The sequence below is a fragment of the Vagococcus sp. AM17-17 genome (genome assembly GCF_003471765.1).
GTDB lineage: Bacteria > Bacillota > Bacilli > Lactobacillales > Vagococcaceae > Vagococcus > Vagococcus teuberi.
Map to the genome: position 1 here is coordinate 68155 of NZ_QRJY01000001.1, position 25916 is coordinate 94070.

Annotated in this window: 29 protein-coding genes; 24 read left to right on the forward strand and 5 right to left on the reverse strand. The window is 35.0% G+C overall.

The window, feature by feature from the left end:
- Positions 1 to 21: 21 nt before the first annotated feature.
- The 3 genes from DW196_RS00400 (at position 22) to rlmN (ending at position 2754) form a co-directional block, all read left to right on the forward strand.
- On the forward strand, positions 22 to 1212 hold the full coding sequence (locus DW196_RS00400; RefSeq protein WP_118249535.1) for a coenzyme F420-0:L-glutamate ligase: 1191 nt from the start codon (positions 22 to 24) through the stop codon (positions 1210 to 1212).
- A gap of 28 nt (positions 1213 to 1240) precedes the next feature.
- Positions 1241 to 1561 carry a hypothetical protein gene (locus DW196_RS00405; RefSeq protein ID WP_118249536.1) on the forward strand — a complete coding sequence of 107 codons (321 nt, stop codon included), beginning with the start codon at positions 1241 to 1243 and terminating at the stop codon, positions 1559 to 1561.
- Positions 1562 to 1686: 125 nt separating this feature from the next.
- Positions 1687 to 2754 (forward strand): 23S rRNA (adenine(2503)-C(2))-methyltransferase RlmN, encoded by a 1068-nt coding sequence (rlmN, locus tag DW196_RS00410; protein ID WP_118249537.1) that lies wholly within the window; start codon positions 1687 to 1689, stop codon positions 2752 to 2754.
- 41 nt (positions 2755 to 2795) lie between these two features.
- On the opposite strand, the gene DW196_RS00415 is transcribed toward rlmN, so the two are convergent.
- The gene (locus DW196_RS00415) at positions 2796 to 3770 is read right to left on the reverse strand and encodes an FUSC family protein (protein ID WP_118249538.1); all 975 of its coding nucleotides are present in this window, start codon (positions 3768 to 3770) and stop codon (positions 2796 to 2798) included.
- Between the two features lie 90 nt (positions 3771 to 3860).
- Here DW196_RS00415 and DW196_RS00420 point away from each other — a divergent pair, with 90 nt between their 5' ends.
- From DW196_RS00420 to DW196_RS00445, 6 genes are all read left to right on the forward strand, one after another.
- Entirely contained in the window at positions 3861 to 4283 is a 423-nt protein-coding gene (locus DW196_RS00420) for a MarR family winged helix-turn-helix transcriptional regulator (RefSeq protein ID WP_118249539.1), read from the forward strand.
- A gap of 99 nt (positions 4284 to 4382) precedes the next feature.
- A complete protein-coding gene (locus DW196_RS00425) occupies positions 4383 to 4946 on the forward strand; it encodes a 5-formyltetrahydrofolate cyclo-ligase (RefSeq protein ID WP_158563482.1) in 564 nt (187 codons plus the stop codon).
- On the forward strand, positions 4933 to 5661 hold the full coding sequence (locus tag DW196_RS00430; RefSeq protein WP_187363563.1) for a rhomboid family intramembrane serine protease: 729 nt from the start codon (positions 4933 to 4935) through the stop codon (positions 5659 to 5661). Before DW196_RS00425 ends, DW196_RS00430 begins: the two co-directional genes overlap by 14 nt.
- A 70-nt stretch (positions 5662 to 5731) precedes the next feature.
- Positions 5732 to 5941 (forward strand): YqgQ family protein, encoded by a 210-nt coding sequence (locus DW196_RS00435; RefSeq protein WP_071456978.1) that lies wholly within the window; start codon positions 5732 to 5734, stop codon positions 5939 to 5941.
- Positions 5941 to 6912, forward strand: coding sequence for an ROK family glucokinase (locus DW196_RS00440; RefSeq protein WP_071456977.1), 972 nt, complete (start codon positions 5941 to 5943; stop codon positions 6910 to 6912). The genes DW196_RS00435 and DW196_RS00440 overlap by 1 nt, the downstream gene beginning before the upstream one ends.
- Positions 6913 to 6934: 22 nt before the next feature.
- Positions 6935 to 7327, forward strand: a complete 393-nt coding sequence (locus DW196_RS00445; RefSeq protein WP_079344758.1) for a rhodanese-like domain-containing protein — start codon at positions 6935 to 6937, stop codon at positions 7325 to 7327.
- A gap of 33 nt (positions 7328 to 7360) precedes the next feature.
- Here the strand turns inward: DW196_RS00445 and bsh are convergent, their stop codons facing one another.
- From bsh to DW196_RS00460, 3 genes are all read right to left on the reverse strand, one after another.
- Positions 7361 to 8335: a choloylglycine hydrolase gene (gene bsh, locus DW196_RS00450; RefSeq protein WP_118249541.1), complete on the reverse strand. Its 975-nt coding sequence runs from the start codon at positions 8333 to 8335 to the stop codon at positions 7361 to 7363.
- A gap of 84 nt (positions 8336 to 8419) precedes the next feature.
- Positions 8420 to 9007 carry a uracil-DNA glycosylase family protein gene (locus tag DW196_RS00455; protein ID WP_071456974.1) on the reverse strand — a complete coding sequence of 196 codons (588 nt, stop codon included), beginning with the start codon at positions 9005 to 9007 and terminating at the stop codon, positions 8420 to 8422.
- Positions 9008 to 9068: 61 nt separating this feature from the next.
- Positions 9069 to 9236, reverse strand: a complete 168-nt coding sequence (locus DW196_RS00460; RefSeq protein ID WP_071456973.1) for a DUF3042 family protein — start codon at positions 9234 to 9236, stop codon at positions 9069 to 9071.
- Between the two features lie 131 nt (positions 9237 to 9367).
- Between DW196_RS00460 and DW196_RS00465 the strand changes: the two genes are divergently transcribed.
- The 6 genes from DW196_RS00465 to glnA all read left to right on the forward strand — a co-directional run bounded on the left by DW196_RS00465 (position 9368) and on the right by glnA (position 15330).
- A complete protein-coding gene (locus DW196_RS00465; protein ID WP_118249542.1) occupies positions 9368 to 10093 on the forward strand; it encodes a glycerophosphodiester phosphodiesterase in 726 nt (241 codons plus the stop codon).
- Positions 10086 to 11024 carry a tRNA (adenosine(37)-N6)-dimethylallyltransferase MiaA gene (gene miaA / locus DW196_RS00470; RefSeq protein ID WP_118249543.1) on the forward strand — a complete coding sequence of 313 codons (939 nt, stop codon included), beginning with the start codon at positions 10086 to 10088 and terminating at the stop codon, positions 11022 to 11024. Before DW196_RS00465 ends, miaA begins: the two co-directional genes overlap by 8 nt.
- A 15-nt stretch (positions 11025 to 11039) precedes the next feature.
- A complete protein-coding gene (gene hflX, locus DW196_RS00475) occupies positions 11040 to 12284 on the forward strand; it encodes a GTPase HflX (RefSeq protein ID WP_118249544.1) in 1245 nt (414 codons plus the stop codon).
- Positions 12268 to 13518: a methionine gamma-lyase family protein gene (locus DW196_RS00480; RefSeq protein ID WP_118249545.1), complete on the forward strand. Its 1251-nt coding sequence runs from the start codon at positions 12268 to 12270 to the stop codon at positions 13516 to 13518. Before hflX ends, DW196_RS00480 begins: the two co-directional genes overlap by 17 nt.
- A 109-nt stretch (positions 13519 to 13627) precedes the next feature.
- Positions 13628 to 13960 (forward strand): MerR family transcriptional regulator, encoded by a 333-nt coding sequence (locus DW196_RS00485; protein WP_079344744.1) that lies wholly within the window; start codon positions 13628 to 13630, stop codon positions 13958 to 13960.
- 32 nt (positions 13961 to 13992) lie between these two features.
- Positions 13993 to 15330: a type I glutamate--ammonia ligase gene (glnA, locus tag DW196_RS00490; RefSeq protein WP_118249546.1), complete on the forward strand. Its 1338-nt coding sequence runs from the start codon at positions 13993 to 13995 to the stop codon at positions 15328 to 15330.
- A gap of 48 nt (positions 15331 to 15378) precedes the next feature.
- Here the strand turns inward: glnA and DW196_RS00495 are convergent, their stop codons facing one another.
- Positions 15379 to 15705: a heavy metal-binding domain-containing protein gene (locus tag DW196_RS00495; RefSeq protein ID WP_071456967.1), complete on the reverse strand. Its 327-nt coding sequence runs from the start codon at positions 15703 to 15705 to the stop codon at positions 15379 to 15381.
- A gap of 166 nt (positions 15706 to 15871) precedes the next feature.
- On the opposite strand from DW196_RS00495, the gene DW196_RS00500 reads away from it, so the two are divergent.
- The 9 genes from DW196_RS00500 (at position 15872) to DW196_RS00540 (ending at position 25913) form a co-directional block, all read left to right on the forward strand.
- Positions 15872 to 16384, forward strand: a complete 513-nt coding sequence (locus tag DW196_RS00500; RefSeq protein WP_118249547.1) for a GNAT family N-acetyltransferase — start codon at positions 15872 to 15874, stop codon at positions 16382 to 16384.
- A gap of 140 nt (positions 16385 to 16524) precedes the next feature.
- Positions 16525 to 17085: an elongation factor P gene (gene efp, locus DW196_RS00505; RefSeq protein ID WP_071456965.1), complete on the forward strand. Its 561-nt coding sequence runs from the start codon at positions 16525 to 16527 to the stop codon at positions 17083 to 17085.
- A gap of 82 nt (positions 17086 to 17167) precedes the next feature.
- Complete coding sequence (locus DW196_RS00510; RefSeq protein ID WP_118249548.1) at positions 17168 to 17422, forward strand: hypothetical protein; 255 nt, start codon at positions 17168 to 17170, stop codon at positions 17420 to 17422.
- A 101-nt stretch (positions 17423 to 17523) separates the two neighbouring features.
- Positions 17524 to 18570 carry an LCP family protein gene (locus DW196_RS00515; protein ID WP_233541896.1) on the forward strand — a complete coding sequence of 349 codons (1047 nt, stop codon included), beginning with the start codon at positions 17524 to 17526 and terminating at the stop codon, positions 18568 to 18570.
- Positions 18571 to 18657: 87 nt separating this feature from the next.
- Complete coding sequence (locus DW196_RS00520) at positions 18658 to 19512, forward strand: DegV family protein (protein WP_118249549.1); 855 nt, start codon at positions 18658 to 18660, stop codon at positions 19510 to 19512.
- Positions 19513 to 19582: 70 nt separating this feature from the next.
- Positions 19583 to 20722: an alanine racemase gene (gene alr / locus DW196_RS00525; RefSeq protein WP_118249550.1), complete on the forward strand. Its 1140-nt coding sequence runs from the start codon at positions 19583 to 19585 to the stop codon at positions 20720 to 20722.
- The gene (locus tag DW196_RS00530) at positions 20723 to 21664 is read left to right on the forward strand and encodes an AEC family transporter (protein ID WP_118249551.1); all 942 of its coding nucleotides are present in this window, start codon (positions 20723 to 20725) and stop codon (positions 21662 to 21664) included.
- 48 nt (positions 21665 to 21712) lie between these two features.
- Positions 21713 to 23059, forward strand: coding sequence for a DEAD/DEAH box helicase (locus DW196_RS00535; RefSeq protein WP_118249552.1), 1347 nt, complete (start codon positions 21713 to 21715; stop codon positions 23057 to 23059).
- A gap of 82 nt (positions 23060 to 23141) precedes the next feature.
- On the forward strand, positions 23142 to 25913 hold the full coding sequence (locus DW196_RS00540; RefSeq protein WP_118249553.1) for a sigma 54-interacting transcriptional regulator: 2772 nt from the start codon (positions 23142 to 23144) through the stop codon (positions 25911 to 25913).
- Positions 25914 to 25916: the final 3 nt, after the last annotated feature.

A 25916-nucleotide genomic window follows, 5' to 3' on the forward strand; every position in this document is an offset into this window, starting at 1 on the left:
TACGATAAGGGAGAGTAAACTATGTCAAGAATTATTGGAACTGTATCAAGGGGATTACGTTGTCCAATTATTAATGAAGGAGACGACTTGGAATCTATCGTGATTGATAGCGTGATGGAAGCTTCTAAAGAAGGGAATTTCTCAATTCAAGACAAAGATATCGTTGCAGTGACTGAGTCAATCGTTGCTAGAGCGCAAGGAAACTATGCATCAATTGATCAAATCGCAGAAGATATTCGTCACAAATTTAATGAAGATACAGTTGGGGTTATCTTCCCAATTTTTAGTCGTAATCGTTTTTCAAACTGTTTGAGAGGGATTGCTAGAGGAAGCAAAAAAATTGTCTTAATGTTAAGTTATCCATCAGATGAAGTGGGTAATCACTTGATTTCACTTGATGCATTAGATGAAAAAGGTGTTAATCCTTGGACAGATACGTTAACTGAAACAGAATTTAGAGAGTTATTTGGTTATCAAAAACATACCTTTACAGGTGTTGACTATATTGACTATTATAAAGAATTAATCGCAGCTGAAGGTGCCGAGTGTGAAGTAATCTTTTCTCAAAAGCCTAAAACGATTTTATCTTATACAAAAAATATCTTAACATGTGACATTCACACACGTTACCGTACAAAACGCATATTAGAACAAAATGGTGCGGAAAAAGTGTACACTTTGGATGATGTTTTATCTGAATCGGTTGATGGAAGTGGCTTTAACGAGCAATATGGATTACTTGGTTCAAATAAATCAACAGACGATGGCGTGAAATTATTCCCAAGAAACTCGCAAGAAACAGTGGATAATATCCAACGTAAACTAAAAGAGTTAACTGGTAAACAAGTGGAAGTCATGGTTTATGGAGATGGTGCGTTTAAAGATCCAGTTGGAAAAATTTGGGAACTTGCTGACCCAGTTGTATCTCCTGCATACACATCAGGTTTAGAAGGAACACCTAATGAAGTGAAGTTAAAATATCTTGCTGATAACAATTTCTCTGACTTACGTGGAGCTGAACTTGAAGAAGCAATCAAAAAACACATTGATTCAAAAGCAGATGATTTAACAGGATTAATGGAAGCTCAAGGAACAACACCTAGAAAATTAACTGACTTAATCGGTTCATTATCAGATTTAACGTCAGGTAGTGGAGATAAAGGAACACCGATTGTCTTTATTCAAGGCTACTTCGATAACTTTACTAACTAATCAAAGCTAATAAAGGAGGCGTGTGAATATGACACAAGAAGAAATGGATGTGTTGACAAAACATTTATCAGCAGACAAACAGTTTATTCATGATGGGTATTATCGTTTAAGAGAACTAGACGAAAGGACTTATGAGTTTACATTTTTAGTGGCTGATGCGTGCGGGGCAACGAGTGTGCACCCACAAATCACGATTGAAAAACAAGGTGATACATGGCAAGCTGTAAAATTGCTTGATTTTGTCTCAACACCAGTTGAAACGATTGTGTATTCACAAGAAACGGCTCAAGAATTATCAGAGAGATTAGAACAATTATGTAAACAAGCATTACATGCGATAAATCAATAAAGCACAAGCAAGAGAGCAACTCGTTCTTTTGCTTTTTTTGTATGCACGGATAGTGAGTTTGTCATTGCAAATTAGACATAAATCCTATATAGTGATTAAGTGTACAAAGTAGAAATGAGGAATAAATAATGAAACCATCTATCTATGATTTAACACAGACTCAACTTGTTGACTGGTTTGTGAAAAATGGTGAAAAGAAATTTAGAGCAGCCCAAGTGTGGCAATGGTTATATGAAAAACGTGTGACAGATTTTTCTGAAATGAGCAATCTTTCTAAACAAACAATTGAATTATTAAATGAACGCTTTGTGTTAGACCCTTTGAATGAAGTCGTTGTCCAAGAAGGTCAAGATGGGACGGTAAAATATTTATTTGAGTTGCCTGATCATCATATGATTGAAACAGTGTTGATGCGACAAGCGTATGGATTATCAGTTTGTGTGACGACACAAATTGGTTGTAATATAGGCTGTACCTTTTGTGCGAGTGGCTTATTGAAAAAACAACGTAACTTAACAACAGGCGAAATTGTCGCCCAAATTATGAAAGTGCAGCACTACCTAGACAAACAAGGACAAGACGAGAGAGTGAGTCATATTGTGGTCATGGGAATTGGTGAACCGTTTGATAATTATAATAATGTGATGAACTTCTTACACATTATGAATGATCCAAAAGGGCTTCAAATCGGGGCAAGACATATGACTGTATCGACAAGTGGATTGGTACCAAAAATCAAGCAATTTGCGACAAATGGCTTGCAAGTTAACTTAGCAATTTCGCTTCATGCACCAAACAACGAAACACGCACATCTATCATGCAAATTAATCGAGCGTATCCATTAGAGCGTTTGATGGATGCAGTGGATTATTACTTAAAAGAAACCAACCGACGTATTACGTTTGAATACATCATGCTTCAAGGTGTGAATGACACATCAGAGCATGCCCAACAATTGGCAGACTTATTGAAAGATAAGAAAAAACTAACATATGTCAACTTGATTCCTTATAATACAGTGGAAGAGCATGACTTATATCAACGAAGCACAAAAAAAGACACGCTAGCTTTTTATGATGTTTTAAAAAGAAATGGCATCAACTGTGTTGTCAGACAAGAGTTTGGGTCTGATATTGATGCAGCGTGTGGGCAGTTAAGAAGTAAACAAATGAAAAAAGAGAAGAGTAAATAAACTAAAAAAGCTACGCCATTTTGATAATGACTGTAGCTTTTTTATCGTACAATTGCTTTTTGAATGAGGTGGCACATCATCGCCACGACAATCGCAATGACAATCCCAATGAATAAACCAATAAATCGATTCGCAATTGACACGCCACTTGGAAACATGACTAGCGCAGCATTCATGGCGGCAATAGAATTGACAATGGTTTTATGTTTGTAATCCACTAAAAAGTAACTGATAAATCCAACACTTAGTATAAAGACAATCGCATAAGGTGTTGGGATTAGTTTGACTAAAAATAAATAAAAGACAATCACGCCAAAGGCTGTGCCAATAATGCGTTCGCGTGTTTTTTTGACAGTCTCACTAAAGTGAATTTCCGTTAGAGACATCGCCACAATACTAATCCAAAGAGGTTTTGGTGCATGAATCAAAATAGCAATTGTCATAGCAATCGACACACTTAACGTCATTTTTAGTAGATAGATTGGATTAGAAACGGAGCGTTTGATTTGTTCGTCTAGATTTAATTTTGTTACTGTTAAAGGCTGTCTTTTCTTTGATTTGACGGCTAAAATACTTAACACAACGCTCCCTATGACTAGACATATTATCCGGTTTAGCGCGTGAGTAGACTCGACAGGAGTTGCCTGGCAAAATAAAAAATTAATCATATATGGAATAGAATATTGAAACGCAATTGGTTCAGCAGTTAAGATTAAAATTAATAGAGTGAACGCAGCATAGACAAAAAATAATAAAAACGGCTGGCTATGTGGCAGTTGGGAGATGATACCTCCAAGTGGAAATAGTATCAAGTTTGTCATGATAAGAACCTTGTCTGTTACGCCGAAATTAATTTTAGGAAACATTAGAAACCCAACGCTTAATGCGACAATAGGGAGTAAATTTTCTTCACCAAAAATTAAAGTGAAAATTAAGATAAACAATAGATTTGTGGTGAAATCTACTAGATTTTTACTGAAGTTTTGTTTTATGTGGGTGGATAGTTTTGTTAGCATAAATAAATCAACTCATTTCTTTTAGTACACAAATATGTACTAATAAGGTATCATGAAGAAGATAAAAAAGTCAATTTAGGAGTGTGTAAAATGGAACAAATCGCAAATAAATTATTAAAACTATTACCCTATTGGCATTTCAATGTGGAAAGACGCATCAAACAAAAAAATGATTTAAACATCACATATGAAGGGTATTATTGTTTACTAGGCTTAACACAAGTGCCGTCCATGACTATGACAGACATCGCCACAGATTTTTATTTTGGTAAACAACAGACAACACGGATTATCTCACAACTGGTATCACATGGTTTAGTAGAAAAAACAGTTAGTCCATTAGATAAACGAATTACTAACGTGTCAATTAGTGAAAAAGGGATGAGTTATTTAAAGAGAAACCCATTTGATACAACAGATTTGGGTGAAGATTTAAATGAAAAACTGACTAAAGAAGAGATGGAAGAATTAAATCATGCATTAGATGTTCTACTTAAAATATTTCAAAAATGATAAAATTTTTATTAACAACCCATTTATATAACTTTTAGATAAAGGTCACAAACAAGTTATGTTATAATACTTTAGTATACTGTTTAAGGAGGTGGCATGATGAAAAAGGCGATTAGACAAGAGATAATTTCACGGTTAAATCATCTTGCAACACAAGAAAATAAAAAAAATAACATAGAAGATGAGATGTTGTCGCGGTTATTTGAAACGAGTCAATGGCAACAAGCGACAGTCATAGCTACGACCTATCCAATGACACATGAGTTTGATACAAAAAAATTGATGAAACGAGCCTTTAACGAAGGGAAAACGATTGTGATTCCAAAGACGCAAAAGTTGGGGTTAATGGATTTTTATCTGTATGATGACTCGGTTGAACTTGAATTAACACGATTTGGTGTGTACGAGCCGATTGACAGCCAGCTTTATGACAAAACAGACATTGATTTGATGATTGTGCCTGGTGTTGGATTTACCACAGAAGGTAAACGAATTGGGTACGGTGGTGGATTTTATGACCGTTACTTGACTGATTTTAAAGGGCACACAATAAGTTTGGTCTTCCAAGAACAGTTATTAGAGGAACTAGAAACTGAACCACATGATAAAATCGTGGACACATTGATTTGTGCACGTAAGGGAGAACTGAATGAGAGGATATAATACGACACGTTGGATGCGTTTCAAACGTGGACCGTACTTTACTTATTTATTTTTAGCGATTCAAATCGTCGTATTTATTTTGATGGAGTTAGTTGGATTAACGCAAGGGATTTATTCAGGCTCAGAGAATGTTGGGATTTTGTATCAATTCGGTGCCATGACTCATGCAGCAATTAACATTGATGGTGAGATTTGGCGACTGGTTACGCCAATTTTTGTTCATATTGGCTTTTTCCATTTATTGTTAAACTCTTTAGGATTGTATTTTGTCGGTCGTATTTTAGAGCCGTTGATTGGACACGCTCGATTTTTCCTTGTTTATATGTTAAGCGGGATTTTTGGTAATTTATGGAGTTTTGCATTTGGTTCAGACAATGCGATTTCTGCCGGAGCAAGTACCTCGTTGTTTGGTATTTTTGCGGCCTTTATTATTTTAGGACAAATTTACAAATACCATCCAGCAATCAAATATATGTCGCGTAACATGACACTACTTATTTTAATGAATTTAGTGATGAATTTATTTGGTTCAGGTGTTGATATTATGGGACACTTTGGTGGAGCACTTGGTGGGTTACTGATTATGATCATTGTAGGTGTGCCAGCAAATAAACTTGGTTTCAATGAAAACATTGATAAAACAAAACGATTGTTATCTTTAGTGGTCTTTGTTCTGTTATCAGTGGGATGTTTATATAAAGGTTTTTATGGATAAAATGAAAATAAATGCAGACGGTACTAGGAATACCAAGGATATATCTGTATAATAAGGTCGGTAATGAAAATTGAAAACAATGTATGATGTGCAACAGTTATTTAAACGATTTGGTATTTTTATTTATGTCGGAAATCGGCTATGGGATATTGAATTAATGATGATTGAATTAAAGCAACTGGAAGAAGCAGGATTGATAGACAAACAGGAATACATAAAAGCCATGCTAGTTTTAAAACGGGAGCATCATCTTGAAGAAGATTATCAGGAGGGTCAATAATGACAAATAAATTAATAGGTATTGATTTAGGTGGTACAACAGCAAAATTAGCGATTTTAACTGAAGATGGTGAGATTCAACAACGATGGAGTGTTGAAACAAATATTGAAGACAACGGCTCACACATCGTCCCAGATATTATTGAATCAATCAAACACAGATTAGATTTATATGGCATGAAGCCATCTGATTTTATTGGGATTGGTATGGGAACACCAGGAACAGTCGATAAAGAAAATGGAACGGTGATTGGTGCTTACAACTTAAACTGGTCAACTCTTCAAGAAATAAAAAAACCAATGGAAGAAACGTTTGGTATTCCATTTGATTTAGATAATGATGCCAACGTGGCAGCACTTGGTGAGAGATGGAAAGGTGCTGGAAATAATGCCCCTGATGTTACGTTTATCACGCTAGGAACGGGTGTTGGCGGAGGTATTATCGCTGAAGGTCATTTACTTCATGGAGTCGCTGGAGCAGCTGGTGAAATTGGTCATATTACCGTTGATCCGGAAGGCTTTGATTGTACATGTGGTAAAAAAGGTTGTCTTGAAACAGTCGCATCAGCAACAGGTGTCGTTCGTTTGGCTAGAGAGATGAGCGAAGAGTTCTCTGGCACATCAAGATTAAAAGATATGATTGATGACGGACAAGAAGTGTCAAGTAAAGATGTTTTTGACTTAGCAAAAGACAACGATCACTTTGCGTTATTAGTTGTCGATAAAGTGTGTTTTTATTTAGGTTTAGCATGTGGGAATATCGGAAATATGTTAAATCCTAATGACATTGTCATCGGTGGTGGCGTGTCAGCAGCGGGAGAGTTTTTATTGGAAAAAGTGCAAGTGTACTTTGACCGATTTACCTTCCCACAAGTAAAAAATAGTACGACCATTAAATTAGCAGAATTAGGAAATTCGGCTGGTGTGATTGGTGCAGCATCATTAGCATTAAAGTTTAAAAAAGATAAATAATAGATAGAAAGGTAAATGTCCCATGGATTTATTAACAACTATATTAATTATTATTATTGCGAGTTATGGATTGTATAAACTATTCTTTTTCATCAAGAGAAAGCGTGCAGCTGAGTGGATTGAACAAGATAAATTCCAAGAAACGATGAGAACAGCTCAAGTTATTGATGTGAGAGAAAAAGAGGACTACAATCGTGGTCATATTTTAGGAGCAAGAAGTGTGCCGTATACTATTTCAAGAGCGCACAAAGAATATTTACTTGCTATTCGTAAAGATGCACCAATCTATTTGTATGATAACCGTACAAGTATGGCAATTTATATGGCTGGTTTGCTTAAAAAAGAAGGATACAAAGATATCTACATCTTAAAGGGTGGCTATATGAACTGGACAGGAAAAACGAAACAAAAATAAAAAAGAGATGCCGGATATTTTCCGACATCTTTTTTAATTGACTGAATGAATACTTGTTTTGGTTGCTAATGGATAATGGATTAAATCTGAGGCGTCAAGGTCTTCATGATGTAGAGAAACGGCACTAATTTGGCTATTATTATAGGTTTTATAGTAATAAATGCCTGTATCTGTATCACAACAAGAAGAATAGATAGTGTATTCATAGTGTTCCTCGCCAACGTCACATAACCCTTTTGTTTGCCACACAGAAGATAAAATATGGAAAAACTGATTGATATCTTCTTCCACAGTTTGAAACTTTAGACTGTGTTCTTTAGTGAAGGTTGCACGAACAAAACGTGACATAGAGGATAAATCTCCTGGCAAACCAATTGCTCCCATACCATTACTGTAGGTATCTAAGTCTAGTTGTGGTGCAAAGAAGTTCGCACTTGTTTTAGCAGACAAATGTCTGTAGTTGTTTAAATTAAATAATTGAGTAGGAAATGGTGGATTGTTTGTCAAAACACCGACAGGATTATCATAGACATGTAAACCATCTCTATCAGACTCAACTGTGATAGCAGCATGTTTATCAGCAATGATCCAATGCAGTGGAGAGCTTGGAAATTCAGGACTGAAAGCCACATCAGTGATAATGAGATCATCTAAAAGTGATTTAACCTCATCGATAGTGGTACATTGAGACAACACATAAGGAATCAACTCAAAAGACGCGATACTTTTTTCTGTCTTTTCGTCTGGTTGATAAAAAGCATTTTTAGGATAGTTCAATCCAGCGATACTCAAGCCTTTTTCATTGGTTGCATCAAAATAAAGTGGGTAGTTATCTGAAATTACAGCCATGCCAATCATCGCAAAATGAGAGGATAAAGTTTGCCCGTTTCTTAATTTAAACACGACATTTCTAGGTGTAATGACGACTTCTTGATTAAATGTATAATCTAAATCAAGGTTTCGTCCAAAATAATGATGGTTTCCATTAAAACTAACTGATGTACACATATTGTCATCTCCTAAATAAAATCTACCATGAGTATAATGCTAAAAAATATTTATAACAATGAATTTTTTATGAAGAATAATTAACTATTTTATTAATTTTTGGACGTGTGCTTTAAAAACGGGAACAATAGCTGATTCAAATTCTGGATGTTTGGCAAACCAACGAAAATTTAGTGGGGAGGAATGCACTATCGGAAAATAAGTTGGTAAGTATTCTTCATAAGCAAAAACTGTTTCGGTTAGTGTTTTTTTCGCTTTATCTTTTAAATAATACTTTTGAGCATATGTCCCCATAAGAATAGTTAACTCAATGTTTGGCATACATTCAATCAAAGATGGGTGCCATTTTTCAGTAAAATTCTTTCTAGGTGGTAAGTCACCATGAGCTGCTTTTCCTGGAAAATAAAAATCAAGTGGCAACACGGCAATTTGTTTTGAATCATAAAATATGTCGTCTGTTACACCCATCCATTCACGTAGTTTTTCCCCACTTTTATCACGGAATACTTGTTCTTTTTCTTGTGTTTTAATTCCAGGTGCTTGTCCGATAATGAGTATTTTTGCTTCAGGATAGGCCATAAAAACAGGTTGCCATCCTTTTTCAGTGAAAGAGGCATTGTCAGGGTCATGAATGATTTGTTGTCTAATTTCTTCTATCGTCAATCTGCTCACTCCTTTTTAGGTAAATAAAAAACCAAAACATAACACCGGGTTATCTTTTGGTTTCATTATGTTATCTCGCTCTACTTTTACGCATTGCTTTTTTACGATTGTCGTCAATCATTTCTTCTTTTTCTTCGATTGGTTCGATTAATACTTTTTTCACGCCAAAAGCAACACCTGTTAAGGCTGCTAAAGTTGTTGCAGTACCGACTAAAAATCCTTTTGAAAATTTCTTCATAGCACTCACGTCCTTATCTGAATTTATACCTTTATTATACGCATTTTAGAATAAAAATCTAGTGATAAGTGATACAACGACTATTAATTTTACATAAAAATGGTAGAATGAAACAGAATGGAAGTGATAAAATGACAAAAGTAATTGCCCATAGAGGAAGTAAGGGGACACATCCGGAAAACACACTACCGGCGTTTCAAGAAGCCATTGATGTAAAGGCAGATGGAATCGAATTAGATGTTCAGTTAACATGTGATGGTAAGTTGGTTGTGATTCATGATGAAAAATTAAACCGAACCACGAATGCAAAAGGGTGGGTAAAAGATTTAACCTTAGCAGAAATTAAACAGCTAGATGTTGGTTCTTGGTTTGATGAAAGATTTAAGGATACGAAAATTCCGACATTAGAAGAAGTTTTGGCACTACTGAAAATTAATCAGTTTAGAGGTTTATTAAATATTGAATTAAAAACAGATCGCATAGAGTATTTAGGTATTGAACAAAAAGTATTACGAGCCATCGAGGAAGCGGATGTGTCATTTACCATCGTTTTATCCAGTTTTAATCGTGATACGCTCAGACGATTGAAGGCCCTTGATAAAACGTATGAAATTGCGTTTATCGCATTTGGCAATAAGTATGATATCGCGTGGTTAGATAAACATCGAGATGTGAATAGTTTTCATCCAGATATTCGATGGTTGAAACGACACATCGATCAGACGACACATATTGAAAACGTCCGTCCATGGACCGTAAATAAAGAACCTGATATGGTATTTTGTATTGAACAGAAATTAGCAGGGATGTTTACAGATTTCCCTAAAAAAGCACTTGAGGTAAGAGATAATGGATAAGCAAAAAGTCTTAGTGATTGTGGGTCCGACAGCGGTTGGAAAAACGGCTCTAGGGGTCAAACTAAGTCAACGATTTAACGGTGAGGTCATCAGTGGTGACTCGCTACAAGTTTACAAACAATTAGATATTGGAACAGCAAAAGCAACAATAAACGAAAGGCAAAATGTACCACATCATTTAATTGATATAAAAGAGCCGACTGATACTTATTCGGCTCATGAATTTAAACGTCAAGCAACAGAATGTATCAACGAATTGGCGACTCAAAATAAGTTGCCTATCATCGTAGGTGGTACAGGACTTTACATTCAATCGCTGCTTTATGATTTTCATTTGGGCTCATCAGAGTTAAGTGATGATGAAAAGAAAAGTCGTAAAAAGTGGGAAGAGTTTGCTAAAAAACTGTCCAATGAAGCATTATGGCACGAACTAGAAATAATCGATCCAAAAGGGGCCAATACGATTCATCCGAATAACCGCAAACGTGTGATACGTGCACTAGAAGTGTTTGATTTAACGGGAAAAAGTATCAGCGAGCAACAACAGATTGATTTAATGGATCTGTCAAAAAGTTCGTTTGATGTGAAACTGATTGGATTAACCACGGATAGAGAGGTTCTGTATAAGAGAATCAATCAACGAGTAGATGTCATGATGGCTGAAGGTTTGTTAGATGAAGCCAAGATGGTTTATGAGTTAGATTGCCCGCAAGCAAGTCAAGGTATTGGCTACAAAGAGTTTTTCCCTTATTTTGAGGGGAAGTGTTCACTGGAAAAATCAGTGGAAGAAGTGAAACAACATTCAAGACAATATGCCAAACGCCAATTAACGTGGTTTAGAAATCGAATGCCAGTTGAGTGGTGGGATATTGTGTCTGATGAGGCCAATGTGAGCTTACTAGAGAGTTCGGTAGCTGGTTGGCTGGGTTGAGAAAGAAGGAATGACATGATAGAACGCGTTGTAACCGTGGGGGTTGAAACCCAAGAAAATTTTTATTATTTTGATGAATCAATGAAAGAATTAGAAAATCTAACACAAACGGCTCAAGGTGAAGTCGTTGGGACAATGACACAAAAAAGACCAACAATTGACCGCAGAACCATTGTTGGTAAAGGAAAATTAGTTGAACTTGAAGCACTTGTGGCCTCAAACGATGCGGACATGGTGATATTTAACCATGAACTAACAGCTAGGCAAACAGCTGTGATTGAAGAAGCCGTGAACGTAAAAGTGATTGACCGTGTGCAATTAATTTTAGATATTTTTGCCCTAAGAGCTAAATCTAAAGAAGGGCAATTACAAGTTGAACTGGCACAGCTATCTTACTTGTTACCAAGATTAAGCGGACAAGGAGCCAGCATGTCGCGTCTTGGTGGTGGTATTGGAACACGTGGACCAGGGGAAACAAAACTTGAAACAGATAGACGTCACATTCGATTTAAAATGACGCAGATCAAACAAGAATTAAAAGAAATCGAAAAACATCGTGAAAGAAGTCGTAAAAAACGTCAAGAATCTGACACGATGCAAGTCGGATTGATTGGTTACACTAATGCTGGAAAATCAACCATCATGAATTTGTTAACGAAAACAAATACCTATTCAGAAGATCAATTATTTGCGACTCTTGATCCATTAACCAAAAAGTGGGAATTACCAACAGGGACACAAGTGACATTAACTGATACAGTTGGGTTTATTCAAGATTTGCCAACCCAATTAATCGAAGCGTTTCAATCGACATTAGAAGAAAGCAAGGCCATGGACTTTTTACTTCATGTCGTGGATGTTACCTCAACCAATCGAGACCAACAAGAAAAAACGGTGCTAGAGTTATTGCATGAGTTGGACATGGATCACATTCCTGTGTTAACTGTATATAATAAAGCAGATTTGTTGGAAGGAGATTTTGTGCCAACACTCTTTCCAAATTGTTTGGTTTCAGCAAAACGTATCGAGGATAAAGAGAGATTGACGCAAGATATTATGGATTTCCTAAAAGAGAATTTAACCAAATATCATTTGTTATATACACCAGCTGAAATGAAAGATTTTAACCAACTAAAAGAAGCCACGCTTTTAGAAAGTTATGAATATGATGAATCATTGAATGAATATGAATTAATCGGGTATGCAAAAAATGTGGCACGTTGGAAAAAAGGGGATAGTGAAGATGAGTTGGAGTGGTAAATTACACCCAGAGTTGGTAGAAACCATCAAAGAGGTTGATAAAGATATATTAGAAGAACGTCAAAAAATGCAAGATGTCGCATTAGCTAATCAAGCAAAAGTATTAGAAGCATTTAGAGAACATCATGTATCAGAAAGTCATTTTGCCCCATCAACTGGGTATGGCTATGATGATATTGGAAGAGATGCATTAGAGTCTGTCTATGCCTCTGTTTTCCATGCAGAAAAAGCGTTAGTTAGACCACATATCGTCTCAGGCACGCACGCAATTTCGACGACTTTATTTGGGTTACTTCGACCTGATGATGAATTGATTTACATTACTGGCACACCTTATGACACATTACTTGAAGTCATTGGCGTAGCAGGTGATGGCATTGGGTCATTAAAAGAGTACAACATAGGGTACAAAGAAGTGGCGCTAAAAGAAAATGGCTCAGTTGATTTTGATGGCATAAAAAAAGCACTAACTGATAAAACAAAAGTCATCGCCATTCAACGTTCACGTGGTTATGATTCACGTCCGTCTTTTACAGTAGAACAAATTGGTGAGATGATTCGATTTGTTAAAGAGATAGATGACAATCTAGTCGTGTTTGTCGATAATTGTTACGGTGAATTTGCCGAAGAAATGGAACCGACTGATGTTGGCGCAGATATTATGGCTGGCTCTTTAATCAAAAATCCTGGTGGCGGTATTGCTAAAACGGGTGGATACATTGTCGGAAGAGAAGAATTAGTTGAAAAAGTATCGTATCGTTTAACCACGCCTGGAGTTGGTGGTGAGGGTGGCGCGATGATTTATAGTACACACGAGATGCTACAAGGATTTTTCTTAGCACCTCATGCTGTTAGTCAAGCCATACAAGGTGCGATATTTACCGCACGCTTATTAGAAAAGTTTGGTGTGGCATCAACACCGAAATGGAACGATAAACGCACGGATTTAATTCAAATGATTGAATTAAATGACAAAGAAAAAATGATTGCATTTTGTCAGTCAGTACAAAAGTTCTCGCCAATTGATGCACATGTTTTACCAATTCCATCTTATATGCCAGGTTACGAGGATGATGTAATCATGGCAGCTGGGACTTTTGTTCAAGGTGGAAGTTTAGAATTAACGGCAGATGGACCAATAAGAGAACCATACCAATTATATGTCCAAGGTGGATTAACCTATGAGCATGTCAAAATTGCTGTCAGTGAATCGGTAAATAGTATCTATTTTTAATGAGTGAAAAAAGTCAATTAATCGTGTTAGATTATCTAACATGATTAATTGACTTTCTTTTTTTTTACTGTTATTCTGTTTTTAACCTTTTATGAAAGGAGAAGAAAAAATGAATAAAAGAGACTTAAAACGTAGTAAATCTGTGTTTCCGATTGGCTCAGTGATGTTACTAACAGAACTTACTGCAAGACAAATTCGTTACTATGAAGAACAGCAGTTAATTCATCCTGAAAGAAATGAAGGAAATAATCGGTTATTTTCTCTTAATGACATTGATCTTCTACTGGACATAAAAGATATGTTAGACGATGGGTATACCATTAAAGACATTAAAGCATCTTTTGATAAGGAAAAAAGAAAACAGGAAAAATTATCAGAAGAAAAGATTCGCATTGCTTTGTACAATGATTTAATGAATGAAAGTCGCTTTAACAGATACTAGTAATAAAACTTTAATTAAAAGGGTGGAAATCAATGGCAAATTATTCAACAAGAGAAGAAATCAAAGCACTTGCAGAAAAAGAAAATGTTCGATTCTTAAGACTAATGTTTACTGATATTTTAGGTAGAATTAAAAACGTAGAAGTTCCAATTAGCCAATTAGATAAAGTTTTAGACAACAAAATGATGTTTGATGGTTCTTCCATCGAAGGATTTGTGCGTATCGAAGAAAGTGACATGTACTTGTATCCTGACCTTTCAACATGGATGATTTTCCCATGGGAAAGTGAAAAAGGAAAAGTGGCACGTTTGATTTGTGATGTACACGGAACAGACGGCAAGCCATTTGCAGGTGACCCACGTAGTAATTTAAAACGTATCATGAAAGAGATGGAAGACTTAGGTTTTACAGGGTTCAACATTGGGCCTGAACCTGAATTTTTCTTATTTAAATTAGATGAAAATGGTAATGCGACGAAAAACTTGAATGATCAAGGAGGCTATTTTGATTATGCCCCAGTTGATTTAGGTGAAAACTGCCGTCGCGATATTGTATTAGAATTAGAAAGTCTTGGATTTGAAGTGGAAGCTTCTCACCATGAGTGTGCACCAGGACAGCATGAGATTGATTTCAAATATGCAGATGCGATTGAAGCGTGTGACAATATTCAAACATTTGAATTAGTTGTTCGTACGATTGCTAGAAAACATGGTTTACATGCGACATTTATGCCAAAACCATTACACGGTATTGCTGGTAGTGGTATGCATATCAACATGTCTTTATTTAACGATAAAGGAAATGCGTTCTTTGACGAAAATGGCGAAGACCAATTAAGTCAAACAGCGTATCATTTCTTAGGTGGTTTGTTAGAACATGCTAGAGGATATACGGCAGTATGTAACCCAATTGTTAACTCATATAAACGTTTAGTACCTGGTTATGAAGCACCTGTTTATGTGGCTTGGAGCGGTAAAAACCGTTCACCACTCGTGCGTGTACCAAGTTCACGTGGTTTATCAACTCGTTTAGAATTACGTTCGGTTGATCCAACAGCTAATCCGTATTTAGCAATGGCAGTGTTATTACAAGCTGGACTAGATGGCATCAAACGTAAAATTGAACCACCAAAAGCAGTGGACCGCAACATTTACGTGATGACAGAAGAAGAACGTGAAGCAGCTCATATCACGGACTTACCATCAACATTACACAATGCTGTAAAAGCAATGCGTGAAGACGACATCGTCAAAGAAGCATTAGGAAGTCATATCTTCAACAACTTCATCGAAGCAAAACGTATGGAGTGGGATGCGTATCGCCAATCAGTATCTGAGTGGGAACGTGAGCAATATTTAGAAATGTATTAAAAAAAGAAAACTTGCAGCCAAACAGGTTGCAAGTTTTTTTGTTTATTTTTATAGGGGGGAATTGTTTATAAATTTTACCGCTGTACCATAAGCTGCAACTGATTGCATGTCAGTTCCAATAGAGCCTGAATCAAAACGCATCATCACAATCGCATCAGCTCCCATATTTTTTGCATTCTCTTTTAATCGTTGAATCGCTAATTCACGAGATTCTTCTTGCATTTCAGTATAAGCTTTAATTTCTCCACCGACAATATTTTTAAGGCCAGCACCGATATTACGGACCACGTTTTTAGAATTTGTTGTTAAACCAAATACTTCGCCAATAATTTCGTAATTTTTTCCAGGGATATTTTCTGTTGTTGTTATAAGCATGTGATCAATCTCCTTTGTTGATATTGTTTTTATATTGTCTATTTTATACCTAAATTTATGTGAGGATATCCAACTAAAGTTGTATCTTTAAGGTTAAATTCGTCAGCAAATAAATTGAATGGTATCATTTCAAAAAAGATTTATTTTAAAATAAGGAGTTAAACCAATGAAGTTAAGAACAATCCAAACTGAAGTTTATAAGGACGTTAAAGAAGTGATTACTAAGGCTTTTGAGCAAAGTAATCGTGGTTATAATGGTGAAGCAACATTAGTTGAAACAATTAGAGAACTACCAACTTACAATCAAGAGTTGGAAGTGGTGGCTTTTGTAGATAATGATATCGTGGGACATGGTTTGTTAAGTGAGGCAGTGGTAAAAAATGATACAAATGACTTGAAAGGTTTGGTATTAGCACCTCTTTCAGTAGTACCTGATTATCAAAATCAAGGAATTGGTAGCCACGTCATGTTAGAGTTAGAAAAACGAGCAAAAGAAACGAAACATGCCTTTATTACGATTTTAGGTGACCTATCCTTTTATAGTCGATTTGGTTATGTGCCGGCGAAGAATGCTCATGTGAGTTGTCCATTTGATGTACCAAGTGAGTACTTGCTAATGAAAAAATTAAAGCCAGAGATGATAGAAGGCATCCTGTTTTATAATCGTGCATTTGGTTAAAGAATAATCTAAAATTGGTTTATTTTATGTATATAAACGTGTCTAGGACGTGTTTTTTAGTCGTTTTTACCACAAGAATATTTTATTATGGTTCATTTTATGCTATGATACGGTTAGTAACTATTAAGGGAGATTGAAAAATGATATCAGCAGTTGATTTAAGAGCAGGAAACACATTTGAAAAAGATGGTAAATTAATCAAAGTTTTAGAAGCAAGCCATCATAAACCTGGTAAAGGTAATACGGTTATGCGTATGAAACTAAAAGATTTACGTTCAGGTTCAACCGTTGAAACAACGATGCGTCCTGATGAAAAAGTAAAAAAAGCACATATTGATACAAAAGCTGTACAATACTTATATATCCAAGATGATATGGCAGTATTTATGGACTTAGAAACATATGAACAATATGAAATTCCAGTATCAGTGATTGAACATGAATTAAACTACTTGTTAGACAACATGGAAGTATCAATCCAATTTTACGATACAGAAGTAGTTGGCGTATCTTTACCAACATCTGTTGTGTTAACAGTAGCAGAAACTCAACCTTCAATTAAAGGGGCAACTGTTTCAGGTTCTGGTAAACCAGCGACAATGGAAACAGGCTTAGTAGTCAACGTTCCTGATTTTATCGAAGTAGGCGATAAATTAGAAATTAATACGTCTGAAGGAAGCTACATGAAACGTGCGAAATAATCAATGAATCAGCAGACTGTAATCTAACAGACTGTTGATTTTTTTTGTGCTATAATAGATGAAAAAGTGGAGGTAATTTAGTATGACATGGCACACAATGCATGATTGGAAGATTGTATTTGATAATAAGTATGCAGCTCATTTTACCTTAATGTCAAATGATGAATATGTTTCAATTATTTGTTTGAAGACGCAGTTTGGTGATTTTTCACCTATTATTTTTAAGTTAACCGACACAATAGCAAAATTAATGAATCAGCCTCATTTTGTCGAATCGATCACGATTAGTTTAGACAAAGTGATTACAATTGAATTTAATGATTTCTTTGGTTTTTAAAATTTAGAATAAAATCAAATAGAAGTATAAGAAAGAAACTTGAAAGATATCCTACCAACTAGATAGAGGGTATCTTTTCTTTATGATAAGGAGAGAATATTATGCCTGGCATGTCTCGGATGGATAAAAGAAGACAAGAAGAAGCAAAAAAACATGAAACAAAAGATAAAAAAAGTGACAGACGACAACCTAGTGACGCACAACCACCAACAAGTAAAGGCGTTCCACCGAAAAAGAAACCAAAGAAGAAAAAATCTTGGGGCTTTTGGGTGTTAATCGTACTCGTTGCGTTAATTGGTTTATCTGGTGTTGGGTATGCTAAAGGGTATTTCACAGCGAAAATGGATAAAGACAACAAAGAATTTGAAATGACAGCATTTAAGGGTCAAAAGAGTCAAAATGATAGTGTCAATATTTTATTATTGGGTAGTGATTCTCGTGGCGAAGATCAAGGACGTTCGGATTCGATTATGATTGCACATTACAATAAAAAAACCAAACAACCACAAATTGTGTCAATCATGCGCGATACGTTTGTTGGGATACCGACGCAAGATGGGCTTGAATACAATAAAATTAATGCAGCGTATTCGTATGGTGGACCAGAGATGGTGAGACAAACGATTGAAAATAATTTTGGTATTTCGATTCAATATTATGCGGTCGTTAATTTTGATTCGTTTCCTAAAATTATTGACGTGTTAGCACCACGTGGCTTGCCAATTACAGCTGAAAAAGATTTAGAAGTTGAAGGAACAGTGATTAAAAAAGGGCAGACTAATTTAAGTGGTCATGAAGCCTTGCAATATGCTCGTTTTAGAAAAGATGCTGAAGGAGACTTTGGTCGCGTGAGACGTCAGCAACAAGTCATGAGTGCTATCACCAAACAAGCAACAAGTCCACTTCATGCTTGGAAGTTACCAGAGATGCTTGGGGCAGTTGTTGGGTACACACAAACCGACGTTCCATTGTCTACTTATCTGTCGGTTGGAAGTAGTTATTTATTCAGTTCACATAAATCTCTCGAAATCCTAACAGTCCCAGTCGAAGGTTCGTGGGAAAATGGTTACTATGACTACGCCGGAAGTGTCTTGGAAATCAATGAAGAAATGAATAAGCAAGCCATACAGAAATTTTTCAGTAAATAAAATAGTGTTCAGACTTTACTTTAAACTCTAAGAAACCTATAATGTAAGTTGTGAACTTAGCGTAGTAAATAGAATTGAGGAAATACAATGAAGATTGCAATAGTGACGGATAGCACCGCTTATATACAAGAGCAGTACCTAGATCATGAAAATTTATTTGTCTTATCTGTTCCATTAATTATTGATGATGTCGTTTATCAAGAAGGAATTGATATTACAGACGAAGCATTTTATGAAAAATTAAAAGTAGCCAAAGAATTTCCTAAAACTAGCCAACCTGCACTGGGTGAAGTTTATGAACTTTACGAAACATTAGCTAAGTCAGGATATGATGCAGTAATTAGTATTCATTTATCAACTGGGATATCTGGATTTATTACGACATTAAATGGTATTTCAAAAGATTTTTCTGACATCGATATTTATCCATTTGATTCTTATATCACAAGTGGTCCAATGGGTCGAATGGTTGAAGTCGCTTTGGAGATGACTGAACATAAGGAAGCAAACCCTAAAGAGATTATTCAACATTTAGAAGAAATGAGACGATTTGCAGAAGGGTATATTGTCGTGGATGATTTAAATCACTTAGTTCGTGGTGGACGGTTAAAAAATGGGGCAGCAATTATTGGAACCTTATTAAAAATCAAACCTATTTTACGTTTCCAAGACGGTGACATTATTTTATCAGAAAAAATTCGTTCTCAGAAAAAAGCCTTGTCTCGCGTGATTGATATTGTGCTTGAGGAAGTGCCAAGTAAACCACATGATAGTATGTTTTATGTGATCCATTGCAATAACATAGAGGTAGCAGAACACGTAAAAGAAGACATGCTAAAAAGAGATAGCCAATTAAAAGTCATTTTATGTGATTTCGGTCCAGTTATTGGAACACATCTTGGTGAAAAATCAATCGGGATAGGTGTTATTCCTAAAAAATAGTGACATGGTAGGAGGATAATTTAAATTATCCTTCTTTTTTAATAAATTTCAGAGAAAAGAGTGACGTAACATGATAGAAAGTACACATAGACCAAGTCAAGTTGTGGTGGATTTATCTGCCATTGAATACAATATTAAACAAGAATTAGCTCGATTGAATGATGAACAAGTCTTATTTGCAGTCGTTAAAGCCAATGCATACGGTCATGGTGCAATCAAAGTCGCGCAAGCAGCCGAAAAAGCCGGTGCAACAGGTTTTTGTGTGTCTAATTTAGATGAAGCACTGGAATTAAGAGAAGCCGGCATCACGTTACCAATTTTAGTATTGAGTTATGTGTCGCCGAACTATATCGATTTAGCTATCTCACAAAGCATTTCTTTAACTGCACCTTCACTTGAATGGCTAAAACAAGTTGAAGAGACTCTAGCAGAAAAGCCTATGATGAATCCATTAAGTGTGCATTTAAAAATTGATACAGGGATGGGACGCATTGGATTAAGAGATGAAGATGAAATGGTTCAATCAAAAGAATTATTTGTTTTATCCAATTACATGACGTTAGATGGTATTTTCACGCATTTTTCTAGTGCAGATACAAAAGACACCACGTATTTTGAATTGCAACAACAACGATTTACTCGTGCAATGGATATTTTCTCTGATCTAGAGATTCGCTACATTCACACATCAAACTCGGCGACAGCTTTATGGCATGATGCGTGGAATAGTAATTTGATTCGTTTTGGTGATGCATTATATGGCTTAAATCCTTCAGGGAAAGCCCTTGATCTGCCTTATGAGTTAAAACCAGCGTTGTCTCTTACAACCGAGCTAATCCATGTTAAACAAGTGTCTGCCGGAGAAAAAATTGGGTATGGTGCGACTTATACTGCTGAAAAGGAAGAATGGATTGGCACACTTCCCATTGGTTATGCGGATGGATTGATTCGACAATTCCAAGGTTATAAGGTGATTATTGATGGAGAATATGCTGAAATAGTGGGACGAGTGTGTATGGATCAATGCATGATTCGTCTGCCTAAACGTTATGATGTTGGCACACCGGTGACGATTTTTGGCAAAAATGGCACACTAGAAAATACGTTAGATGATGCCGCAGAATTTATTGGCACGATTAATTATGAAATCGTGTGTGGCTTAACGGATCGATTGCCACGTTATTATCTAAATGAAAGGATAAACAATTAGATGATTACGGCGTATTTAAATATTTTAGTGGTATTTGCGATTATCTTTTTAGGCTATATGCTGACTAAAAAACAATGGTTTGATAATCATATCGCTAATGTATTTTCAAAATTAGTGTTAAATATCACGTTGCCTTTAAGTATGTTTTTAAATATGACACAAAAATTTACTCGAGCAGAATTTTTAGAGCTATTCACAGGATTAGCATTACCATTTGTCTCGATTATTGTGACGTTTTTGATTAGTATGGTGTATTCTCGTTTTACACGTGTACCAGATACGCGTAAGGGATCGTTTCGCACCATGTTTACGGCGGCTAATACTATTTTTATGGGATTACCTGTTAATATGGCTATTTTTGGTGAAAAAGCGATTCCCTATGCGTTGCTTTACTATATTTGTAATACCACGTTTTTCTTTACAGTTGGTATTATGTTGATTAGTCGAGATAACCCAGATAACCGTTTAGAAAAAGCCAATTTTAGTTTTGAAAAATTATTGAAGCAATTATTGTCACCCGCTATTTTAGGGTTTTTTGTTGGAATTTTATGGATGTTGACAGATATGGCTGTACCAAAACCGATGATTGATTTTTCTTCTTATGTTGGTGGGATGACAACCGCTCTGTCTCTTTTTGTGATTGGCATTATCATTTATCAAACAGGATTTAAAAATTTAAAAATGGATAAAGATGTCGCAGGTGTGATGCTTGGTCGCTATATTATTTCACCGCTTGTGGTATATGGATTATCTTTTATTATTCCTGTGCCTAGTTTGATGTTAAAAGTCTTTATTTTACAATCTGCCATGCCAGTTCAAAATGCGTTGCCCATTTTAGCAAAAGGTTACGGAGCGGATGCAGAATTTGCGACAACATCATTAACTTATTCCATTATTTTATATACTGCCTTTATATTCGTCATTTTAACATTATTTTTTTAGTTGAAACTGTGCTATAATGCCAAAGGAACGTAAAGGAAGGTGAATACAATGACAAAATTTAACCAATTCGGATTAAACGATAACTTAATCCAAGCATTAGACGAAATAGGATTTAAAGAAGCAACAGAAGTGCAAGAGACATTGATTCCAGTGATAAATAAAGGAAAAAGTGTTGTTGGACAATCACAGACAGGTTCAGGAAAGACACACACGTTTTTATTACCACTGATGAATAAAATAGATACCAAAAAAGAAGAAGTTCAAGTCATTATCACAGCACCAAGTCGTGAGTTAGCAGAACAAATCTATCAAGCAGCCAGTCAATTGGCTGGCCACTATGATGATGAGTTACGTGTGAGCAACTATGTTGGTGGAACAGATAAAAAACGCCAAATGGACAAGTTAGCAAACCAACAACCACATTTAGTGATTGGAACGCCTGGTCGTATTTTAGATTTAATCGAAAGTGGTGCACTAAAAACACATACAGCATTTGCTTTTGTCGTGGATGAAGCGGATATGACACTTGACATGGGATTTTTAGAAGATGTCGATAAAATTGCCGCAACATTACCTGGTAATTTACAAATGTTAGTCTTCTCAGCGACAATTCCAGTGAAATTAAAACCATTTTTGAAAAAATACATGGACAATCCTGTTGTTGAACATATCAAACCCACGTCTGTTATTTCTGATACGATTGACAACTGGGTTATCTCGACAAAAAGTAAAGACGTGGAGCAAGTCGTGTATGATTTATTAACGATTGGCCACCCGTTTTTAGCAATGGTGTTTGCGAACACGAAACAAAAAGTCGATGAAATCACAGATTTCTTAAAAGAAAAAGGCTTGAAAGTAGCGAAGATTCATGGGGATATTCCACCACGTGAACGTAAACGTGTGATGAAAAGCATTCAAAACTTAGATTATCAATTTGTCGTGGCGACAGATTTAGCTGCTAGAGGGATTGATATTGAAGGCGTTTCTCATGTGATTAATGCGGAAATTCCAAAAGATCTAGAATTCTTTATTCACCGCGTGGGCCGTACTGGTCGTAATGGACTTCCAGGTATTGCCATCACGTTATATGAGCCAAAAGATGAAGCGGCACTTGCTGAATTAGAAAAACTTGGCATTCGATTTGAACCAAAAACCATCAAAAAAGGGGAAATTGTGGATCATTATGATCGAAATCGTCGTGAGCAACGTTCACGTACGCAAAAACAATTAGACCCAACGATGATTGGTATGGTGAAAAAACAGAAGAAAAAAGTCAAACCAGGTTACAAGAAAAAAATTCGTTACGCAATTGCCGATGATCAAAAACAAAAACGTAAAATCGAGCAACGTCAATCAAATAGAAGCAAACGTAAAGCAAGAAAACAAGATTTTTAATGTAGGTTTAGTATAGAGATTAGTTATTTTAAACTGATTTCTATACTTTTTTATTGTATGATTATTCTTGGGAGGTAAGCTGATGAAAAAAAAAATAATAGCTTATTTAGATAATCAAACCTCATTTTTTAGTTTTGATTATGTAAGTGATGTATTCACTGCATCAAAAATTGCTGAAATATTTAATGTGAAAAGAAATACAATCAGTCACTATCTAAATCAATTAACTTCAGAGGGAAAACTTATCAAAGTTAACTCTAGACCAGTTTTTTATTTGAGTAAAAAAACATTTGAAGAAGAAAATTTTAAGCTGAAGAAGAATGTTTATTCTTCTTTTCAAGAGATATTAAATGAGAAGCCTTATTTTAAAAAAGAAAGAGATTTCTTTTCATTAATGATTGGATATAATCAAAGCCTAAATAGAGCGATAGACCAAATAAAAATGTCATTAGCTTATCCTAATAATGGCTTACCTGTTCTTATTACAGGAGAGAGTGGTACTGGGAAAAGTTATCTGGTCAAATTGGTTTATGAATATTGTATTGAAAATGATATTCTTAAAGAAGATGCACCGTTTATTACATTGAATTGTGCTCAATATGCGAATAATCCAGAACTTCTAACAAGTAATTTATTTGGCTATGTTAAAGGGGCATTTACAGGAGCTAATGAAACGCAACAAGGAATATTTGAATCAGCAAACGAGGGAATATTATTTTTGGATGAGGTTCATCGATTAAATGCTGAAGCGCAAGAAAAACTATTCACATATTTAGATCAGCATATTATATATAGAGTAGGTGATAATAGCCACCCGCTCCATATAAATACACGATTATTTTTTGCTACTACAGAAGATCTTGAAAGTAATTTTTTAACAACCTTTATACGACGAATTCCTATTCAAATAACTTTACCATCCATTAAAGAAAGAAGCCGAAATGAACGAATCGAATTAATCTATTCTTTTTTTATCTCAGAAAGACATATTATTCAAAAAGATATTAGTATTTCGTCTCAAGTAATAAATCTTTTAGCTGGAAATCATTTTAAAGGGAATATAGGTGAGTTGAAAAATTGCGTTAAAGTAACAGTTGCAAAAGCATTTATGGAACAAAAATCAGAGCAAGTTGTTAATATTTCTATACATTACTTACCAAGTTATTTGTTAAGGGATACAGAGCAATTAGTTTATAATATTGATGAAAACAAGATATTAATTAAGTCAGATACTACTTTGCAACAAATGATAAAAATAAATCAATTAACTCAAAAAGGTGTTATTGAGACGTTTGAAAAAGTACTTTTAATTTATCGTGAAAATCATCAAGATTTATCAATTTGTGAAGAAGAGATAAAGAAACATATAAATAAATTGTTTGATGAATTGTTTTTTTCAAAACAACGTTATTCACAGTATGAGTTACTAGTATATGTTACACAATATATTAGAGAAACATTTCGTCAAATGAGAACAGCTTATGGCATCCAATTTAACGGCAACAGTGTATACGCTTTAAGTTACTATTTATTACAACGAGGTTCAACAAAATGGTATCCAGAAAATGATGAATTATCGAAAAGTATTGCTCATCTTAATCAAGAAATTAAATCTTTATACCCTGACAGTTATCATTATGTTAGTCGCATTCTAAATATTTGTCAGCCTCTTATCGATTTAGATATTGCTTTAATGGATTATATTATTTTAACACTATATTTTAAAAAAATTGATTGGAAAAAAGAACAAGGAATACCTAAAGCGATTATAGTTGCTCACGGTTATGCAACAGCAAGTAGTATTTCAAATGTTGTGAATCGTTTGTTGGAGAAAGAAATTTTTGAAGCGTTTGACATGCCTCTTGAAACTACTACGAAACAAATTTCAGAAGAAATTATAAACTATTGCACGCAAAATGAGTTATCAAACGGATTGATTATTCTTGTTGACATGGGATCATTAAGGGAACTATATCAGTTTTTCCCCAAGCAAATTGAGACACCTATTATTGTGGTCAATAATGTTAGTACACCATTAGCGTTGTCTATAGGAGAAAATATACAGAAAAAATTACCTTTTGAGGAAATGATTGAACAATCTGTTGATTCAGCAAAATTAGATTGGGAAATCATCTATCCTCAAGAAAATAGAAAAAAAGTACTTTTAACTGTATGTCAAACGGGTATAGGTACAGCTAAACAAATTAATCAACTATTAGAAAAGAGCTTACCAGTATCATGCGACTTGAAGATTATGCCTTATTCCTATGAATCCTTACATGTAAACAAAAAAGACGACACTATTTTTTCAGTCTACGATGTCTTAGGTATTGTAGGAACAGAAAATCCAAACATAGAAAATTTAATGTATGTCTCACTTGAGGAATTGATCTCAGGTCAAGATACAAATCGATTGATGGATGGTTTATCCTCTGTTATGACGAAAGAAGAAAAAGACTTGTTCAATAAACGAATTATTCGCTCATTTTCTTTAGAGAAGGTGATTCAGTCTGTAACAATTTTAGATACGGATAAAGTGATTCATGAAATAGAAGATTTTTTTAGAGAAATAGAGTTTCTTTTTAATCTATTATTAGGTAATAATGTAAAAATAGCATTGTATGTTCATATTAGTTGTTTGATTGAAAGGTTAATTAGAAATATTCCTATAGAAACATATAGTCAATATGATGAATTAGCTCAGTGTCATCAAAGAGAGTTATCTTTGATTAAAAAAGCCTTTAGTGTCATAGAAAGTGATTATAGTGTCAATGTACCAAATTCAGAAGTAGCCTACGTTTATGATATTATTTTCAAAAAATCTGATATATCAATGATTGAATCTGATTTTTAAAAA

Bases quoted from the DNA above. Each gene is read 5' to 3' on its own strand.
- DW196_RS00400 (WP_118249535.1), top strand. From the start codon at position 22: ATGTCAAGAATTATTGGAACTGTATCAAGGGGATTACGTTGTCCAATT.
- DW196_RS00405 (WP_118249536.1), top strand. From the start codon at position 1,241: ATGACACAAGAAGAAATGGATGTGTTGACAAAACATTTATCAGCAGAC.
- DW196_RS00415 (WP_118249538.1), bottom strand. From the start codon at position 3,770: ATGCTAACAAAACTATCCACCCACATAAAACAAAACTTCAGTAAAAAT.
- DW196_RS00420 (WP_118249539.1), top strand. From the start codon at position 3,861: ATGGAACAAATCGCAAATAAATTATTAAAACTATTACCCTATTGGCAT.
- DW196_RS00425 (WP_158563482.1), top strand. From the start codon at position 4,383: ATGAAAAAGGCGATTAGACAAGAGATAATTTCACGGTTAAATCATCTT.
- DW196_RS00430 (WP_187363563.1), top strand. From the start codon at position 4,933: ATGAGAGGATATAATACGACACGTTGGATGCGTTTCAAACGTGGACCG.
- DW196_RS00440 (WP_071456977.1), top strand. From the start codon at position 5,941: ATGACAAATAAATTAATAGGTATTGATTTAGGTGGTACAACAGCAAAA.
- DW196_RS00445 (WP_079344758.1), top strand. From the start codon at position 6,935: ATGGATTTATTAACAACTATATTAATTATTATTATTGCGAGTTATGGA.
- bsh (WP_118249541.1), bottom strand. From the start codon at position 8,335: ATGTGTACATCAGTTAGTTTTAATGGAAACCATCATTATTTTGGACGA.
- DW196_RS00460 (WP_071456973.1), bottom strand. From the start codon at position 9,236: ATGAAGAAATTTTCAAAAGGATTTTTAGTCGGTACTGCAACAACTTTA.
- DW196_RS00465 (WP_118249542.1), top strand. From the start codon at position 9,368: ATGACAAAAGTAATTGCCCATAGAGGAAGTAAGGGGACACATCCGGAA.
- miaA (WP_118249543.1), top strand. From the start codon at position 10,086: ATGGATAAGCAAAAAGTCTTAGTGATTGTGGGTCCGACAGCGGTTGGA.
- hflX (WP_118249544.1), top strand. From the start codon at position 11,040: ATGATAGAACGCGTTGTAACCGTGGGGGTTGAAACCCAAGAAAATTTT.
- DW196_RS00480 (WP_118249545.1), top strand. From the start codon at position 12,268: ATGAGTTGGAGTGGTAAATTACACCCAGAGTTGGTAGAAACCATCAAA.
- DW196_RS00485 (WP_079344744.1), top strand. From the start codon at position 13,628: ATGAATAAAAGAGACTTAAAACGTAGTAAATCTGTGTTTCCGATTGGC.
- glnA (WP_118249546.1), top strand. From the start codon at position 13,993: ATGGCAAATTATTCAACAAGAGAAGAAATCAAAGCACTTGCAGAAAAA.
- DW196_RS00495 (WP_071456967.1), bottom strand. From the start codon at position 15,705: ATGCTTATAACAACAACAGAAAATATCCCTGGAAAAAATTACGAAATT.
- DW196_RS00500 (WP_118249547.1), top strand. From the start codon at position 15,872: ATGAAGTTAAGAACAATCCAAACTGAAGTTTATAAGGACGTTAAAGAA.
- efp (WP_071456965.1), top strand. From the start codon at position 16,525: ATGATATCAGCAGTTGATTTAAGAGCAGGAAACACATTTGAAAAAGAT.
- DW196_RS00510 (WP_118249548.1), top strand. From the start codon at position 17,168: ATGACATGGCACACAATGCATGATTGGAAGATTGTATTTGATAATAAG.
- DW196_RS00515 (WP_233541896.1), top strand. From the start codon at position 17,524: ATGCCTGGCATGTCTCGGATGGATAAAAGAAGACAAGAAGAAGCAAAA.
- DW196_RS00520 (WP_118249549.1), top strand. From the start codon at position 18,658: ATGAAGATTGCAATAGTGACGGATAGCACCGCTTATATACAAGAGCAG.
- alr (WP_118249550.1), top strand. From the start codon at position 19,583: ATGATAGAAAGTACACATAGACCAAGTCAAGTTGTGGTGGATTTATCT.
- DW196_RS00530 (WP_118249551.1), top strand. From the start codon at position 20,723: ATGATTACGGCGTATTTAAATATTTTAGTGGTATTTGCGATTATCTTT.
- DW196_RS00535 (WP_118249552.1), top strand. From the start codon at position 21,713: ATGACAAAATTTAACCAATTCGGATTAAACGATAACTTAATCCAAGCA.
- DW196_RS00540 (WP_118249553.1), top strand. From the start codon at position 23,142: ATGAAAAAAAAAATAATAGCTTATTTAGATAATCAAACCTCATTTTTT.